Here is a 16664-nt window from a genome sequence, read left to right on the forward strand (position 1 = left end):
GTGGGCGGAGGCGGCGGCGTTACGCGAGTGCCGCGGCAATGCGCGCGCGTTCGCGCGTGTCCGGCATGCGGCCGAACGCGGCGCCGAGATTGTCGGCCATGTTCTTCGGCTTCGAGGTGGCGGGAATGGCCGCCGTCACGGCCGGATGGCTGACGATGAATTTCAGGAACAGCTGGCCCCACGACGTGCAATCGATCTCGCCCGCCCAATCCGGCAGCGGCTTGCCCCTGACCGCGGCAAACAGGCGACCATCCTGGAACGGACGATTGATCAGTACCGCGACACCGCGCTCTTCACACAGCGGCAGCAGGGTCTTTTCGGCATTGCGCTCGGCCAGCGAATAGTTCACCTGCAGGAAGTCGACTTTTTCGGTGCGCAGTATCTGCGCCAGCGTGTCGTGCGCGTCCTCGCGGTAATGGGTGATGCCGATATAGCGCGTCTTGCCCTGCGCCTTCAACTGGCGCAGCAGCTTCAGGTTGTTCTGCCAGTCGATCAGGTTGTGCACCTGCAGCAGATCGACCACATCGCTGCGCAGGTCGGCGCGCGACTGGGTGAACTGCTCGATCGCATTGGGCGCACCGGAGGAAATCTTGGTCGCGACGAAGACGTTGCGCCGCGCGTTGGCGGCCTGCAGCAGGTCGCCGGTCACCACTTCGGCACTGCCATAGCTCGGCGCGGTATCGACTACGGCATGCGGAATGCGCTGCAGCAGCATCGCCAGGACCTCGCCGAGCGGCGCGCGCTCCTCGGACGTCCTGCCCACGTTGAAAGTGTCGGCGGTACCCATGCCGATCACGGGCAACTGCTCGTTGGTGCCGGGAATCTTGCGGCGCATCGGGGCTTCGACCGTGGCGGCCTGCGCGGCGGCCAGCGCGGGCGCGGCGCGCAGTGTGGCAAGCGCGGTGGAAATACCCAGAAAAGTGCGGCGGTCGATCGGCATGGCAACGTCCCGGCAGTCAGGTGCCAGAGACCTTAGCGCGCCCACCGGGCGATGTAAAGCCGTGCCCGCATGCGGGCCGGGTCACGCCCGATTGCAAATATGCGGCGTGCACTGAACAATCTGCGCCTTGGTTTCATGCAAAACCCCGTTTCCACGGCAGTGATCGACCTGAAAGGACCGGAACGTGATAGCGAGCCTGCTCGGCGTGCTGTTCGATGGTGTGACATACGGCAGCCTGCTGTTCCTGATCGGTATGGGCCTGTCGGTGACGATGGGACTGATGAATTTCATCAACCTGGCGCACGGCGCGTTTGCGATGCTGGGCGGCTATTTGGTGGTGGTGGCGATGAACCGGTTCGGCGTGCCGTTCCTGGCCGCGCTGCCGCTGGCATTCGCCGCCGCCGCGCTGGCCGGCGGCCTGTTCGAGCGCACGCTTTACCGGCGCCTGTATCGCGCCAGCCATCTCGATCAGGTGCTGTTCTCGATCGGCCTGACCTTCATGGCCATGGCCGGCGCCACTTGGTTGTTCGGGCCCGGGCAGCAGCCGGTGACGCTGCCTGCGTTCCTGCTGGGGCAGGTCAGGGTGGGCGGCCTCGAACTGGGCGCGTATCGGCTGTTCCTGCTGGCCGTCGTCGTCGTCATCACGCTGTCGCTGGGCTGGCTGGTGGCGCGCACCCGATTTGGCGCACAAGTGCGCGCGGCCGTGGACAACCAGCAGGCCGCCAGCGGGCTCGGCATCGACGTCGGGCGGGTCTTTAGCCTGACATTCGCGCTCGGGTCGGGGCTTGCCGGGCTGGGTGGCGCGCTTGGCATAGATGTGTTGGGGCTGGACCCGACGTTCCCCCTCAAGTACATGGTCTACTTCCTGCTGGTGGTCGCGGTGGGCGGCGCGGGCAGCATCCGCGGATCGCTGGTGGCGGCAATCGTGCTCGGCGTGGCGGATGTGGCCGGCAAATACTATGTGCCCGAGGTGGGCGCGTTCGTGATCTACGCGATGATGGTGCTGCTGCTGGTGGCGTTTCCCGCCGGGCTCTACGGGAGGCGCGCCGCATGAAACCGCTTGCGCGAGGCGTGCTGCCGGACGGTCGCTGGCATGCCGCGGAAATCGTTTTCTGGCTGGCGCCGGTCGCCGTGTTTTTCCTGCTGCCCGATTACCTGATTCTCGGCAGCCAGATCCTCATCGCCGGCTTGTTTGCACTGTCGCTCGATCTGATCCTCGGCTATGCGGGCATTGTCTCGCTGGGGCACGCGGCGTTCTTTGGCCTGGGCGCATACACGGCTGGCTTGCTGGGTGCGCATGGCTGGGGCGAACCGGTTTCCGGCCTGTGCGCCGCAGCCGGCGTGGCGGCCGTGGCGGGCTGGCTGTGCAGTTTCCTGGTGGTGCGCGGCGGCGACCTGACGCGCCTGATGGTGACGCTCGGCATCGGCCTGATGCTGTTCGAGGCGGCCAACAAGGCGGCATTCCTGACGGGCGGCGTCGACGGGCTTTCCGGCGTGGCGATGTGGCCGCTGCTGGGGCGCTTCGAATTCGATCTGTCCGGTAAAACCGCCTACGTGTACAGCCTGACGGTGCTGTTCGCGATGTTCGTGCTGATGCGCCGTATCGTTGCATCGCCGTTCGGCTTGTCGCTGCGCGGGGTACGCGAAGGCGCGCGACGCATGCCCGCGCTGGGTGCCGATGTGCCCAGGCGCTTGCGTACGGTGTTCACGATGTCGGCGGCCATGGCGGGCGTGGCCGGTGCATTGCTGGCGCAGACCACCCAATTCGTCGGCATGGATGTGCTGGGCTTCCCGCGTTCGGCCGAATTGCTGGTGATGCTGGTGCTGGGCGGCACGGGCAGGCTGTACGGCGCGCTGGTTGGCGCGGCGCTGTTCATGATCGCGCAGGACGTGCTCGCGGGGATCGATCCGGTTTACTGGCAGTTCTGGATCGGGCTGTTGCTGGTGGTGATGGTGTTGACGGCCAGGGGCGGCGTGATGGGCGCCGTCTCCGCGCTGGCAGCGCGCCGGCGGGCGGCCGCCATGGCGCATGACGGAGCCGACGCATGACGGCGACGCTGCGCACCGAAGGCCTGGGCAAATCGTGGGGCGCGTTTGCCGCCAACAGCGATATCTCGCTGACCTTTGCACCTGGGGCGCGGCACGCGCTGATTGGCCCCAACGGTGCGGGCAAAACCACGTTCATCAATCTGCTGACCGGCGCGCTGGCGCCATCGACGGGCCGCATCTGGCTGGGCGATCGTGACATCACCGCCTTGCCCCAGCATGCGCGCGTCCGGCTTGGCATGACGAGCACGTTCCAGATCAACACGCTGTTTCCCGGGCTGACGGTGCTCGAATCGGTGGCGCTGGCGGTGGCCGAGCGCGCCGGCGCGGCGCGCGTCTGGACGCGTACGGTTGCATCGCACACCGCGCTGCGCGACGAGGCGATGGCCGTGCTGGCGTTACTGCGGCTGGACCGCGATGCCGATAGCGAGACTCGGCACCTGCCCTACGGCAAGCAACGCCTGCTGGAAATGGCGCTGGCGCTGGCCACGCGTCCGTCGATCCTGCTGCTTGACGAACCGGCCGCGGGCATACCGGCTGGCGAGAGTGCGGAACTGTTCGCGGTCATCGCCGCGCTGCCGCGCGATATCACGGTGCTGTTCATCGAACACGACATGGATCTCGTGTTCCGCTTTGCCGAGCGCATCACGGTGCTGGTGGCTGGCGCCGTACTGACCGAAGGCACGCCGGCCGAAATTGCCGCGGACCGGAGCGTCAAAGAGGTCTATCTGGGGGAAAGCGCGCATGGGTGAGTTGCTGACGATGGCCGGCGTGAGCGCGGGCTACGGCGATGCCGTGGTGCTGGACCGCATCGACCTGGCACTGGGCGAGGGCGAAAGCCTGGCGCTGCTGGGGCGCAATGGCGTTGGCAAGACCACGCTGCTGGCCACGCTGATGGGCTTCACGCGCATGCGCGCCGGCACACTGCACTGGCGCGGGCGCGACCTGCTGCGGATGCCGCCTCATCGGCGTGCGCAGGCCGGCATCGGCTGGGTGCCGCAGGAACGCTGGATGTTCCCGTCGCTGAGCGTGGAAGAACACCTGAGCGCGGTGGCGCGTCCGGGGCCCTGGGACATCGCTGGTATCTATCGGACCTTTCCGAGGCTGGCCGAACGGCGGCGGCATCTGGGCAACCAGTTGTCGGGCGGCGAGCAACAGATGCTGGCAATCGCGCGGGCGCTGATGGTCAATCCCGCGTTGCTGCTGCTCGACGAACCGATGGAAGGCCTTGCGCCCATCATCGTGCAGGAATTGCAGCGCGTGATTGCGGGCCTGATCGCGGAAAGCGGGATGGCGGTGATCGTTGTGGAGCAGCATGCGCGCCTTGCGCTGGGCATGACGCAACACGCGGTGGTACTCGATCGGGGCCGCGTGGTGCAGCGCTGCCGCAGCGCCGACCTGCTGGCGGACCAGGCGCTGCTCGATCGGCTGGTGAGCGTCGGTCATGCGTGAGGTGTCGTGTCCGGGCATCGGACGCTTCTGACCTTTCAGATTCCTCTCATGGTGCCGGGGGCGCGCGGATTCCACAATGCACCTGTCGTCGCGTTGTGCGGCGCAGCGGGCGGCCAGCCCGCTTTCCATCACGATCCGAAGGAGTCAGCCATGCATTGCATCGAGGTACGCATCTTACCCACCTGTCCGGTCCCTCTCGCCGTGGGGAGGCCGGGCCATGGCTAAACCGGCATCGGGGTCCGCGCCGCGCAAGTCGGGCAGTGCAAGGCCGGTCGTCCATCATCATGCCGGGTTGCCGCCGTTGGCCGGGCTCTCGTCCGTCTGCGTGCTGGCGTTGCGCAAGTTGGAGCGGGTTCACGGCGCGATGGGCGTGATGACGGTGGCGCTCGAGCACGCAGCGTCACCCGAATTCTCGAACGAGGGCGCCGCGCTGATCCTGCGCATGCTGAGGCAGGAATCCGCCGCCGCGCTCACGGCGCTGGTGTCCGGCTCCGGTCCGCGCGACGCAGGGGCAACTGCGCAATGACCTGTCGCCGGGACGGCGGCGAGTCATGGCGTCGCTGTCCCGGCCGCCGGCAGACATGGCATTGGCCACTGTGCCGGTGTCGCTGTGTGATTCTTCATTTCTTCTTCGACACATGGACGAACTGCATACGCGGGCGGTAGGCCCGGATGATCTGGAACTGATCTGCAGACATCGCGAGGCGATGTTCCAGGAGGCCGGTTTCGCGGCCGATACGCTGCGCACGATGACCGTGCATTTCCGCGAATGGCTACAACCGCGGCTTATCGACGGCAGCTATTGCGGATTTCTGCTCATGAATGGGCCGCGCGCCTTGGCCGGTGTGGGGCTGATGGTGATCGACTGGCCGCCGCATCCCGCGCATCCCGCACAGGCGTCGCGCGGCTATGTGCTGAACCTGTATGTCGAGCCCGAGTCTCGAGGCCGCGGTGCGGCGCGTCGGCTGATGGCACTGGCCGAGGCGGAATTCGCGCGCCGCGGCGTGGACTTTGCCATCCTTCACGCCACGCAGGCCGGGCGGCCCATCTACGAACGCGACGGCTGGCGCCAGACCTCGGAGATGTCGAAGACGCTTTCGCCGCCCGGTGCATGACGATGCATGACGATATAGGGCAAGCCGCTGGCAGCGTCCCGCGTCTTATGCAGGGCAGGCTCGCGCATCGATCCCGCCTGGCACGCGAGGCAACGTGCCCGGAGGAAATGACCATGAAGCGATGACCACGCGGCGATGACCACGTGGCGACGACCAACGTTCACGTCGCAGTCCATGCCGCAGCGGCTACGCAGCAAGGACCACGCAGGCAAGGACCTAAGGCTTGAGACTGCTGTAGAACGCGGCGAGGTTGGCAATGTCGGCGTCGCTCAATGGCTTGGCCATCATGTTCATCATCTCGTCCTTGCGTGCGCCGCTCTTGTAGTCCTTGAGCGCCTTGGCCAGGTACTGCTCCACCTGACCGGCAAGATGCGGCGCCTCAGGCAGTTTCGACTTGCCGTCCAGCCCGTGGCAAGCCTGGCACTGCGTCGCCTTGGCCCGGCCCGCCTGTGCGTCGGCGGCCAGTGCGGGTGCACTGGCGCAGAGGCAAAGCCATGCGATGACGGCGATCCGCATGCCGATCATTTCGCACCCGAATACGAGATGCGATAAATCGCGCCGGCGAAGTCGTCCGAGACCAGCAGCGAGCCGTCCTGCAATTGCTGTACATCGACGGGACGTCCCATGTATTCGCCATTGGGCGTAAGCCAGCCTTCGGCAAACACTTCGGTCTCGCCGACCGATCCGTCGGACTTGACAGGGGTGTAGACGATGCGCGCGCCGATCGGCTTGGTGCGATTCCACGATCCGTGCTCGGCCGCAAAGACGCCGCCCTGGTATTTGGCCGGGAACATCTTGCCGGTGTAGAACGACATGCCGAGATCGGCCGCATGGGCTGCGTATTCCACCACCGGGAACACCACGTCCTTGGGTGGCTGTGCGTCCTTGTACTCGACGGTGCGGACCTTGCCACCGCCGTACCAGGGGAAGCCGAAGTTCTGGCCGGCCTTGGTCGCGTGGTTCAATTCTCCGGGCGGCTGGTCGTCGCCCATGCCGTCCACCTGGTTGTCGGTGAACCACAGCGACTTGTCGGCGGGATTGAAATCGAGCCCGACGGAGTTGCGCACGCCATGCGCATACACCTCGCGGTTCTTGCCGTCCTGGTCGATGCGGATGATGCCGGCCAGACCGGCCTTGTCCAGCGCGGCCAGCTTGTCCTTGGGCGGCACGTTCCAAGGCTGGCCCAGCGTGATGTAGAGCTTCTTGTCCGGCCCGACGCGGCAGGTGCGGGCGCCGTGATTGAAGCTCTCGAACTCGACCGGCACCAGCTTGCCTTGCGGCACCACCACGCCAGCGGCAACATCGGGCCCGCCTTCGCCAAAGAACTGCGCGGCGGGGAAGGCCAGCACGCGGTTCTGCTCCACCACATAGAGAATGCCGTCGGGCGAGAAACATACGCCATTGGGCACCTTGAAAGTGACGGCGCTGGCAAACTGCACGACATCGTCGGCCACGCGGCGTTTGGTGCGATCGGTAACCTGCCACACGCGGTTCTTGCGTGTGCCGACGAAGACTACGCCGGTTGAAGGCTCGATGGCCATGTGCCGCGCTTCCGGCACCACGGCATAGAGGTCGATCTTGAAGCCTTGCGGCAGCTTGATGGCTTTCAGGTTTTCGCGCAGCGCGTCGGCCTTCTGGCCCGTTTGCTGGACGGTTTCCGCCGGCGGCGCGCCGGTCTGCTTGAAACTCTGCAGCTTCTGCAGGTTGTCGGTGGGCGCTGCAAGGGCCGGCACGGCACCCACGAGCAACGCCGCGGCCATGGCAATGGCTGAGCTCTTCATCGTGATGTCTCCGAAAACTTCTTGTCTTTTAGTCGTTGCGCGGCGAGCGCAGCACCGCCAGACAAGGTTAGGTCAGCTTTCCCCGCAAGGGAAATGCAGATCTCAGATTTCACGCTGAAAGATTTCGAATACGCGCACGATGGCGGCCGACCGCACGTCCCGGCCCACAGGAGCGCGGGCCGGGGCGTGCGGCACGCGCTTATTTGCCCGAATCCTTGACGCCGTCGAACTTGTCGAACTCGACGTTGTAGAGTTCGCCGTTGACCTTTTCCACCTTGCGGATATACACGGTCTGGATCACATCGCGCGTGGCCGGGTCGATCGTGATGGGGCCGCGCGGACTTTGCAGCGTCATGCCCTTGAGCGCGGCGAGAAACTTGTCGCCGTCGGGCGCGCCATTGGTTCTCTTCAGCGCCTCGTAGATGGCGGCCATGCCGTCATAGGCCGCCACCGCCATGAAGTTGGGGCGGCCGGCGCCGGGGTTGGCAGCGGCAAACGCCTTCAGGAAGGCCTTGTTTTCCTTCGAATCGTGCGCGGCCGAATAGTGGAACGAGGTGATCACGCCAAGCGTGGCGTCGCCCATGGCCGGCAGCACGTGGTCGTCCGTCAGGTCGCCGGTCGCGATCACGCGGATGCCGGCGTCGGCCAGTCCGCGTTCGCGGAAGCCCTTCATGAAAGCCACGCCCTGTTCGCCCGCGGGCAGAAACAGGAAGACCGCTTCCGGTCGGGCATCCTTGATGCGCTGGATGAACGGCGCAAACTCGGGATTGCGCAGCGGCACGCGGATCGATTCGACAATCTGGCCGCCACCGCCGAGGAAATTGGTCTTGAATGCGGTTTCAGCGTCGATGCCGGGCGCGTAGTCGGCCACCAGCGTCACTACCTTCTTGATGCGATTGCGCACGGCCCAGGTGGCCATCGGCGCGGAAATCTGCGGCAGCGTCATCGATACGCGCGCGATGTAATTCGACTTGGTGGTGATCACCGACGACGCGGCGTTAAAGATCACCATTGGTTTTTTTGCCTGCTCGGCGATCGGCGCCACGGCTAGCGCTTCGGGCGTCAGGCCAAAGCCGGCCAGGATGTCCACCTTGTCGCGCACCACCAGTTCCTGCGCCAGACGCTTGGCGACGTCGGGCGCCGGGCCGGTAGTGTCCTTGACGATGATCTGGATCTTGCGGCCCGCCACGGTGTCGCCATGCAGCGATTGCCAGGCCTTGATGCCGCCCTCCATTTGCTTGCCATAGTCGGCAAAACTGCCGGAGAACGGCGCAATCAGTCCGATCTTCACAGGATCGGCGGCATGGCACAGCGTGGAATAGGCAAGGACGGCAACGGCGCCACAAGCCATCATGGCGCGGCGCAGCGGACTGACGATCATGGATGTCTCCCGGGAGTGCGGCATCGGACGGCCGCATCGATCAGGGAGTGTAGGGCGCGGGGCGGGGTGGAGCAATCCCCGCACGATATGGGGTATGCCCGGAGCCGCTGGCATGCGCCGAGCGGCGTTGCGATGACGTCCGCTTGCGTGCGGACGCGCACGGGCAGGCTGCCTTGCCGGCTCCGATACGCTGCTGTATCGGGAGCCGGCCGGGCGTGGATCAGACCACCGTGGCCAGTGCCAGCGTGAACAGCAGCGCTACCACCGAGATGATGGTTTCGGCGACCGACCAGGTTTTCAGCGTCTGGGTCACGGTCATGTTGAAGTACTCCTTGACCAGCCAGAAGCCGCCGTCGTTGACGTGCGAAAGGATCAGCGACCCGGCGCCCGTGGTCAGGACCAGCAGTTCCGGGCGCGTGCCCGGCACGCTGGCGGCGATCGGTGCGACGATGCCGGCGGCGGTGGTCATCGCGACCGTGGCCGAGCCCGTGGCGATACGGATCATCACGGCTACCAGCCAGCCCAGCACCAGCACTGACACGTTGGCGTGCGTGGCAACGTCGACGATGGCCGTCGAGATGCCCGAATCGCGCAGGATGCGCCCGAAGCCGCCGCCCGCGCCAACCACCAGCGTGATGATGGCGGTGGGCGCCACGCACTCGTTGGTCCACTTCAGAATCATCTCGCGCGTGAAGCCGCGCGACTTGCCAAACGTGTAGAAGCTGAACAGCGTGGCGATCAGCAGCGCCATCACCGAGTTGCCGATCAGCTTGAGGAAGTCGTTGGCAAAGGTCTTTGGCGTGGTGATCAGGTCCGCCCAGCTGCCGATCAGCATCAGGAACACCGGCAGCAGGATCGTCAGCACCGTAATGCCGAAGCCGGGCAGGTTGCCCTTGGAGGCGCCGGCTTCCTCGGTCAGCTGTTCGGCCAGCGGGTTGATGGCGGGCAGCGTCACATGCTTGTCGATCAGCTTGGCGAACAGCGGGCCGGCGATGATCGCGGTGGGAATGCCGACGATCAGCGCGTACAGGATCGTCTTGCCCATATCGGCGCCGTAGGCCTGCACGGCCAGCAGCGCGGCCGGGTGCGGCGGGATCAGCCCGTGCACCACGGACAGGCCGCAGACCATCGGGATACCCACCAGGATCATCGACGTGTTGGTGCGCTTGGCGACGTTGAACGCGATGGGAATCAGCAGCACGAAGCCCACTTCGAAGAACACCGGCAGGCCGACGATGAACGCGATGACCATCATGGCCCAATGCACGTTCTTCTCGCCGAAGAAATCGATCAGCGTCAGCGCGATGCGCTCCGCGCCGCCCGATTCGGCCATCATCTTGCCGAGCATCGTGCCCAGCCCGATCACCAGCGCGATATGGCCGAGCGTGCCGCCCACCCCGGCTTCGAACGACTTGATGATGTCGCCCATTGGCATGCCGACGGCAAAGCCGAGCAGCACGGAAACCACCACGAGCGTGATGAACGGGTTCAGTTTGAATCGGGCGATCAAGATCACCAGCGCGATCACGGCGATCAGCGCATATATCAAGAGCGTGGTTCCGGTAACGGCACCCATGTCTCGTCTCCTTTTGACGGTTGCTGTCCGCGAGGACAGTCCGCTTCCGCTATGAAAAAGCCGCTATGCCCGGTGCGTAGCGGCAGGTTGATAAAACTGTCGGAACATCGGCTGGCTCGCCGATGCCGGCGCCCGGTTTCAGGCTGCCGGTTTCTTGTAGGCGATGCAATCCACCTCGACCTTGCAATCGACCACCATGCTCGATTGCACGCAGGCGCGCGCGGGCGGATTGGCGCCGAAATATTCCTTGAAGATCTTGTTGAACGACGGGAAGTCGCGCGCGTCGTCCAGCCACACGCCGCAGCGCACCACGTGTTCGGGGCCGTAGCCCGCCTCGGCGAGGATCGCCATCACGTTCCTGATGGCCTGGTGGCTCTGCGTGACGATATTGCCTTCGACCACTTCGCCGTTGACCATCGGCACCTGGCCCGACACATAGAGCCAGCCGTCGGCCTGCACGGCGCGCGCGAACGGCATATGCGAGCCGCCCTGGCCCGTGCCGCCTTCGACGCCGAATCGTTTGATGTCCATGGAAACTCCTGTCTTCAGTTTGAGTGTTCGGAATCCCGCGCGGCGCGCGGCAGGAAGCGGCCAGCGCGCACGCCGGTCGCGGCGCGCTGCTGCCAGGTGAGTTCGCCGTTGACCCACACCGCGCCGATCCCTTCGGCCGGCTGCATCGGGTCGGTAAAGCTGGCGGCGTCGCGGATCGTGGCGGCATCGAATAGCACGAGGTCGGCCCAGTAGCCTTCGCGCACGAAGCCGCGTCCGGCCAGGCCGAAGCGCTCGGCCGACAGCCCTGTCATCTTGTTGACGGCGACCGTCAGCGGAAACAATTCGCGGTCCCGCGCGTAGTGGCCCAGCACGCGCGGAAAGGCGCCCCACAGGCGCGGATGCGGCAGCGGATCGTTGGGCAGGCCATCGGAGCCCACCACCGTGGCCGGATGGCTCAGGATGCGATCGACGTCGGCGTCTTCCATGCAGTGATAGACCGCGCCGGCCGGCTGCAGGCGGCGCGCGGCGTCGTGCAGATCGGTCTGCCATTCGGCGGCGATGTCGGCCAGAAGCCGGCCGCCCATTTCGGGATGCGGCTCGGACCACGTCACCTGGATATCGAAATCGCTGGTGACCTGTTTGAGATCGAGCGTCGACGAACTGGCCGTGTACGGATAACAGTCACACCCGACCGGTTGCCAGCGCTGCGCGGTCTCGAGCGACGCCAGAACTTCGGCGCTGCGTCCCCAGTTCGGCACGCCCGCGCATTTGAGGTGCGAGATCACAACCGGCACGCGCGCATGGCGCCCGATGCGATACGCCTCGTCCATGGCGTCGAGGATCTCGGCAAATTCGCTGCGCAGGTGCGTGGCGTACAGCGCGCCGGCATCGGCCAGCGGCTGCGCCAGCGCCAGCACTTCCTCGGTTGGTGCGCTGAAGGCATTGGCATAGGCCAGCCCCGTGGACAGGCCCAGCGCGCCATGCGCAAGCGCTTCTTCCAGCTGCGCGCGCATGGCCGCGATTTCGTCGGCAGTGGCGGCGCGATCGAAGCGGTCCATATGATTGCTGCGCAGCGCCGTATGGCCAACCAGTGCGGCAACGTTGACGGACGGCTGCGCGGCGTTGACCGCATCGACGTAGGTCTTGAAATCGGGATAGCAAAAGGCGTCGGCGCGGCCCAGCAGATTCATCGGGTCGGGCGGATCGCCGGGCAACGTCACCGGCGCGGCGCTGATGCCGCAGTTGCCCACCACTACCGTGGTCACGCCCTGCGAGATCTTCGGCGTCATGGCCGGATCGCGCACCACATTGGTGTCGTCGTGCGTGTGGACGTCAATGAAGCCGGGCGAGAGCACCAGACCGTGACCCTCCACGACGTGCGAGGCGGTGTCGGGATCGATCGCGGCGGCATCGTCGATGCGGGCGATGCGGCCATCGCGGATCGCCACGTCGGCCATGCGCGCTGCTGCGCCGGAGCCGTCGATCAGCAGCACGCAGCGGATCAGGGTGTCGAACAGATGTGGCATGGTCAGTCTCCCAGCGGCTGGCGGCTGTCCGGGCCGTCGCTGTCGTGGTTCACGCCGCGGTGGACGTCGAGCACATATTTCAGGCGGCGCAGCTTTTCCTTGCTCTGGTCCTGCTGCAGCAACGCGCAATGCGTGGCCAGCACATCCATCACCAGCATCATGGCGTAGCGCGATGCCGACGGCTTGAAAATGAAGTCGGTTTCCAGCGTGCGCACCGGCAGCAGGACGTCGGCGCGTGCCGCGAGCGGCGACCCGAGCGCGGTGATGGCGATCAGACGCGCGCCGTATTCGCGTGCGATATCGCAACTGGCCAGCATTTCCGGCACGCTGCCGCTGGCCGAGAACGCCAGCACAACATCGTCGCGCGTCAGCGTGGCGGCCACCATCTTCTGCAGCAGCGCATCGTGATAGGTCGCCACGGGCTGGCCCAGCCGCGCCAGGCGGTAGCGCGCCTCGTCGGCCATGAACGTCGATCCGCCACCCATGCCAAAAGCGTAGACCATGCGTGCGTCTAGCAACAGTCGCGCGGCAATGCCGATCCGCTCGGGATCGATCAGCTTGCGATTGACTTCGAGCGTGGTCAGCACGTCGGTGTGGATGCGCTCGGCCAGCGTGGCCGGGGTGTCGGTCTCGGAGGCAGCGGGCGCCGGCTGCAGGAAGCGCGAGCCGACCGCAGTGGCCTGCGCGAGCCGCAGCTTGAGGTCGCGCACGTCGCGGCAGCCGATGGCCTTGGCGAAGCGCGTCACGCTGGCCTCGCTGACGCTGGCGCGCCGCGCCAGCTCGTTGATGCTTGCCGCCGCCGCGCCCGCAAGATCCTCGAGGATCACCTGCGCCACTTTCTGCTCGGCCAGACGCAGCGACGGGCCACGTTCGGCGATGCGGGTCAGGATGTCGAAGGGAGCGGTCATGGGCGGAGCCAGGCTGGCGGCGGCCATCGTCGGGGCCATCGCGGGCACAGCGTGTTACTTTATAACAAGGATGAAATATCGTAGTTTCAAGGCTATGATTACGTCAATCGAATTTTTACAGGGTGATGTCAGCCATGCGTGAGACAAAGTACCAGACGGGAATGATCGATCCGCTGAACAAGGCGCTCGGCCGTCTGGACGCACCGCTGGCGCCGGCCGAGGCGAGCCGGCCCGACTGGCAGCTGCTGCAGGAAGACCTGAGCCTGCCCGCGGCCGTGCTCTACGAGGACCGGCTCGTTCACAACCTTCGGTGGATGCGCAATTTCATGGGCGCGTATGGCATGAAGCTGGCGCCGCACGGGAAGACGACCATGGCGCCCAAGCTGTTTGCGCGTCAGCTTGCCGAGGGCGCCTGGGGTATCACGCTGGCCACTGCGCAGCAGACTGCCGCCGCCGCCGCGCATGGTGTGAAGCGCGTGCTGATGGCGAACCAGCTGGTGGGCCGTCGCAATATGGAGATCGTCGCCGACCTGCTGCGCGCGCCTGATTTCGAGTTTTTTTCGCTGGTCGATTCAGCCGAACTGGTCGATCAGCTCGGTGCGTTTTTCCGCGCGCGCGGGCAGACCCTGCAGGTGTTGCTGGAGCTCGGTGTGCCTGGAGGGCGTACTGGCGTGCGCGACGCCGCGCAGCAGGCCGAAGTGCTCGAAGCGCTGTCGCGCTGGCCCGATGCGCTGTCGCTGGCCGGCGTGGAAGTCTACGAAGGCGTGTTGCAGCAGGAGTCGGGCATCCGCGCGTTCCTGCAGCGCACCGTGGCCGTCACGCGCGAATTGGCCGCCGCAGGCCGGTTCGCGCGCAGTCCCGTCGTCATGTCCGGGGCGGGATCAGCTTGGTACGACGTGGTGGCCGAGGAGTTCTCGCGCACCGAGATTGGTGTGCCGATCGATATCGTGCTGCGCCCGGGCTGCTATCTGACCCACGACGTCGGCATCTACCGCGCGGCGCAGGAGCGCATCCTGTCCAGCAATCCCGTGGCGCAGAAAATGCGCGAGGGACTGCTGCCTGCGCTGCAACTGTGGGCGTACGTCCAGTCGATTCCCGAGGCGACCCGCGCGATCATCGGCATGGGCAAGCGCGACGCCGCGTTCGATGCCGGCATGCCGATCCCCGCGCAGATCTATCGCCCTGGTACGCAAGCGCCGCGCGCAACGCCCGCGCACTGGCAGGTGACGGGCATGATGGATCAGCACGCCTATCTGGAAATTGCCGCTGGCGATGACGTGCGCGTCGGCGATATGATTGCCTTCGACATTTCGCATCCGTGCCTGACGTTCGACAAGTGGCGGCACATTCCCGTGCTGGACAGCCAGTTGCGCGTCATCGACATCGTGCAAACGTTCTTCTAAGACAGGAGTGGCACGCGCATGAGCATCGATATCCTCGCCTATGGCGAACCGCTGGTCGAATTCAACCAGCAGCCCGGCGACGCCACCCGCTATCTGCAGGGCTTTGGCGGCGACACGTCCAACTTTGCGATTGCCGCCGCGCGCCAGGGCGCCAGTGCGGGCTACATCAGCGCGGTCGGCGCGGACAGTTTTGGTGAGCGGCTGCTTGCGCTGTGGACGCAGGAACGCGTCGATACGCGGCATGTGAGCGTCGATGCCGCAGCGCCCACCGGCGTGTACTTCGTGTCGCACGACAGCCATGGCCATCGCTTCGATTACCTGCGCGCGGGGTCGGCAGCGAGCCGTTATCACCACGAACAGTTACCGCTTGCGGCCATAGCGCAGGCGCGATATCTGCATCTGTCTGGCATCAGCCTGGCCATCAGCACCTGTGCGTGCGATACGGGCCTCGCGGCGATGGAGCATGCGCGCAAGGCCGGCGTGAAGGTTTCGCTCGATACCAACCTGCGCCTGCGCCTGTGGTCGCTGGCGCGCGCACGCGGCATCATGCGCGAGGCGTTTTCCCTGACCGATATCTGCCTGCCAAGCTGGGACGACATCACGGTGCTGACCGGGCTGGACGATCGCGACGCCATCGTCGATCACCTGCTCGAATGCGGCGTGGGCGTGGTGGCGCTGAAACTGGGCGAGGAGGGCAGCTATGTGGCGACGCCCGAATCGCGCACGCTGGTGCAGCCGTATCCCGTCAAACCCGTCGACGCCACCGGCGCCGGCGATTGCTTTGGCGGCAGCTTTATCGCGCGGCTGTGCGCCGGCGACGACCCCTTCGAGGCCGCGCGCTACGCGAACGTGGCCGCCGCGTTGTCGACCACCGGCTATGGCGCGGTGGCGCCGATCCCGCACGCCGAAACCGTGCGGGCGCGCCTGGAACAAAACATCTCCGTGATTGCCTGACTTGCCATTGGTGCAATGTCGGCCCGGTCAACCTTTTCGAACCCAGTCATGCAAATTCAACCTTCCCCCTTGCTCGCGCGCCTGACCAATGTGCCGGTGATCCCGGTGCTGGAATTCCATTCGGTGGACGAAGCCCTGCATGTCAGCGAAGCGCTGGTGAGCGGCGGCCTGCCCATGCTCGAAATCACGCTGCGCACGCCGGTGGCCTTGCAGGCCATGGAGGCGGTGGCCAAGGCGCTGCCGCAGGCCGTGGTGGGCGCCGGCACCGTGCTCAGTGTGGAACAGCTGCACGCGGTGCGGGACGTCGGCGCGCAGTTCGCCGTGTCGCCCGGCCTGACCGAAAAGCTCGCCGTGGGCGCGCAGGGCGCGGGTATCTCGCTGCTGCCGGGCGTCGCGACGGCCAGCGAGGCGATGTTCGCGCTCGAATGCGGCTTTTCGTTCCTGAAGTTCTTTCCGGCCGAGGCGGCCGGCGGCGTGTCGATGCTGAAATCGCTGTTCGGGCCGTTGTCGCAATTGAAGTTCTGCCCAACCGGCGGCATTGACCTGGCAAAGGCGGCCACCTACCTGGCGTTGCCCAATGTGGTGTGCGTGGGCGGGTCGTGGGTAGTGCCGAAGGACGCCGTGGCAGCGAAGGATTGGTCGCGCATCCGCAAGCTGGCCGAGGAGGCCGCGCAACTGCGGCTGGGATGAAGAGTGGGATCGCGGCCACGGTAGGGCTTTTCGGGTACGAGCCGGTTGCCGTTGGGGAGCCGCGGTGCTCCGCGGGATAAGTGGCAATTGGTATGACTTTCCCTGCACGCGCGTTCCTTGCCTGTAAAAACTACAAGACGGCGTCGGTTTGACCTGCGGAACGTGGACCAATACAAAGGGGCGCCAGCGGCGCCCCTCTTTACTGCAACGGCCAAATCGAATCGATTACTTCGATTTTTCAGCCGAGGTTTCCAGCTTCTGACCGCCCTTCTGGACATCCTGGCCAAGGCCAGCCATGGTATTGCAGCCTGCCAGCAGCGTGGCAACGAGTACGCACCAGATCCATCCTTTTTTCACGAGTGGCTCCTTTCGGGATAGTAAGAAGTGGGCACATTTTAAC

18 protein-coding genes are annotated in these 16664 nt (G+C 65.8%); 9 read left to right on the forward strand and 9 right to left on the reverse strand.

Going from position 1 to position 16664, the window contains the following annotated elements; all coding sequences use genetic code 11:
* Positions 1-19: 19 nt before the first annotated feature.
* Positions 20-940: an aldo/keto reductase gene (locus F7R19_RS11060; protein WP_150980524.1), complete on the reverse strand. Its 921-nt coding sequence runs from the start codon at positions 938-940 to the stop codon at positions 20-22.
* A 187-nt stretch (positions 941-1127) separates the two neighbouring features.
* Between F7R19_RS11060 and F7R19_RS11065 the strand changes: the two genes are divergently transcribed.
* From F7R19_RS11065 to F7R19_RS11090, 6 genes are all read left to right on the forward strand, one after another.
* On the forward strand, positions 1128-1994 hold the full coding sequence (locus F7R19_RS11065) for a branched-chain amino acid ABC transporter permease (RefSeq protein WP_211922728.1): 867 nt from the start codon (positions 1128-1130) through the stop codon (positions 1992-1994).
* Positions 1991-2989, forward strand: coding sequence for a branched-chain amino acid ABC transporter permease (locus F7R19_RS11070; protein ID WP_150980530.1), 999 nt, complete (start codon positions 1991-1993; stop codon positions 2987-2989). The genes F7R19_RS11065 and F7R19_RS11070 overlap by 4 nt, the downstream gene beginning before the upstream one ends.
* Complete coding sequence (locus tag F7R19_RS11075) at positions 2986-3738, forward strand: ABC transporter ATP-binding protein (RefSeq protein WP_150980533.1); 753 nt, start codon at positions 2986-2988, stop codon at positions 3736-3738. The genes F7R19_RS11070 and F7R19_RS11075 overlap by 4 nt, the downstream gene beginning before the upstream one ends.
* A complete protein-coding gene (locus tag F7R19_RS11080) occupies positions 3731-4438 on the forward strand; it encodes an ABC transporter ATP-binding protein (protein WP_061956617.1) in 708 nt (235 codons plus the stop codon). The genes F7R19_RS11075 and F7R19_RS11080 overlap by 8 nt, the downstream gene beginning before the upstream one ends.
* A 217-nt stretch (positions 4439-4655) precedes the next feature.
* Positions 4656-4964, forward strand: a complete 309-nt coding sequence (locus tag F7R19_RS11085) for a hypothetical protein (protein ID WP_150980535.1) — start codon at positions 4656-4658, stop codon at positions 4962-4964.
* Positions 4965-5076: 112 nt separating this feature from the next.
* A complete protein-coding gene (locus F7R19_RS11090; protein WP_150980537.1) occupies positions 5077-5553 on the forward strand; it encodes a GNAT family N-acetyltransferase in 477 nt (158 codons plus the stop codon).
* Positions 5554-5769: 216 nt separating this feature from the next.
* Here F7R19_RS11090 and F7R19_RS11095 read toward each other — a convergent pair whose 3' ends face one another.
* The 7 genes from F7R19_RS11095 to F7R19_RS11125 form a co-directional block, all read right to left on the reverse strand.
* Positions 5770-6069, reverse strand: coding sequence for a c-type cytochrome (locus F7R19_RS11095; protein ID WP_061956623.1), 300 nt, complete (start codon positions 6067-6069; stop codon positions 5770-5772).
* A 5-nt stretch (positions 6070-6074) separates the two neighbouring features.
* Positions 6075-7334, reverse strand: coding sequence for a PQQ-dependent sugar dehydrogenase (locus tag F7R19_RS11100; protein ID WP_061956625.1), 1260 nt, complete (start codon positions 7332-7334; stop codon positions 6075-6077).
* Between the two features lie 199 nt (positions 7335-7533).
* Positions 7534-8715, reverse strand: coding sequence for an ABC transporter substrate-binding protein (locus F7R19_RS11105; RefSeq protein ID WP_150980540.1), 1182 nt, complete (start codon positions 8713-8715; stop codon positions 7534-7536).
* Positions 8716-8935: 220 nt separating this feature from the next.
* Complete coding sequence (locus tag F7R19_RS11110) at positions 8936-10291, reverse strand: GntP family permease (protein ID WP_061956629.1); 1356 nt, start codon at positions 10289-10291, stop codon at positions 8936-8938.
* A 138-nt stretch (positions 10292-10429) separates the two neighbouring features.
* Positions 10430-10822 carry a RidA family protein gene (locus F7R19_RS11115; protein WP_061956631.1) on the reverse strand — a complete coding sequence of 131 codons (393 nt, stop codon included), beginning with the start codon at positions 10820-10822 and terminating at the stop codon, positions 10430-10432.
* Positions 10823-10836: 14 nt separating this feature from the next.
* On the reverse strand, positions 10837-12309 hold the full coding sequence (locus tag F7R19_RS11120) for an N-acyl-D-amino-acid deacylase family protein (RefSeq protein ID WP_150980543.1): 1473 nt from the start codon (positions 12307-12309) through the stop codon (positions 10837-10839).
* Positions 12310-12311: 2 nt separating this feature from the next.
* Positions 12312-13217 (reverse strand): MurR/RpiR family transcriptional regulator, encoded by a 906-nt coding sequence (locus F7R19_RS11125; protein ID WP_150980546.1) that lies wholly within the window; start codon positions 13215-13217, stop codon positions 12312-12314.
* 134 nt (positions 13218-13351) lie between these two features.
* On the opposite strand from F7R19_RS11125, the gene F7R19_RS11130 reads away from it, so the two are divergent.
* The 3 genes from F7R19_RS11130 to eda are packed head-to-tail and all read left to right on the forward strand — an operon-like array spanning position 13352 to position 16264.
* Positions 13352-14620 carry an amino acid deaminase gene (locus F7R19_RS11130; protein WP_150980549.1) on the forward strand — a complete coding sequence of 423 codons (1269 nt, stop codon included), beginning with the start codon at positions 13352-13354 and terminating at the stop codon, positions 14618-14620.
* Positions 14621-14638: 18 nt separating this feature from the next.
* On the forward strand, positions 14639-15574 hold the full coding sequence (locus tag F7R19_RS11135; RefSeq protein WP_150980551.1) for a sugar kinase: 936 nt from the start codon (positions 14639-14641) through the stop codon (positions 15572-15574).
* A gap of 48 nt (positions 15575-15622) precedes the next feature.
* Positions 15623-16264, forward strand: coding sequence for a bifunctional 4-hydroxy-2-oxoglutarate aldolase/2-dehydro-3-deoxy-phosphogluconate aldolase (gene eda / locus F7R19_RS11140; protein WP_150980553.1), 642 nt, complete (start codon positions 15623-15625; stop codon positions 16262-16264).
* 225 nt (positions 16265-16489) lie between these two features.
* Here the strand turns inward: eda and F7R19_RS11145 are convergent, their stop codons facing one another.
* Positions 16490-16621, reverse strand: coding sequence for an entericidin A/B family lipoprotein (locus tag F7R19_RS11145; protein ID WP_061956640.1), 132 nt, complete (start codon positions 16619-16621; stop codon positions 16490-16492).
* Positions 16622-16664: the final 43 nt, after the last annotated feature.

Source organism: Cupriavidus pauculus, from assembly GCF_008801835.1.
In the GTDB taxonomy this organism is placed as follows: Bacteria; Pseudomonadota; Gammaproteobacteria; order Burkholderiales; family Burkholderiaceae; genus Cupriavidus; species Cupriavidus pauculus.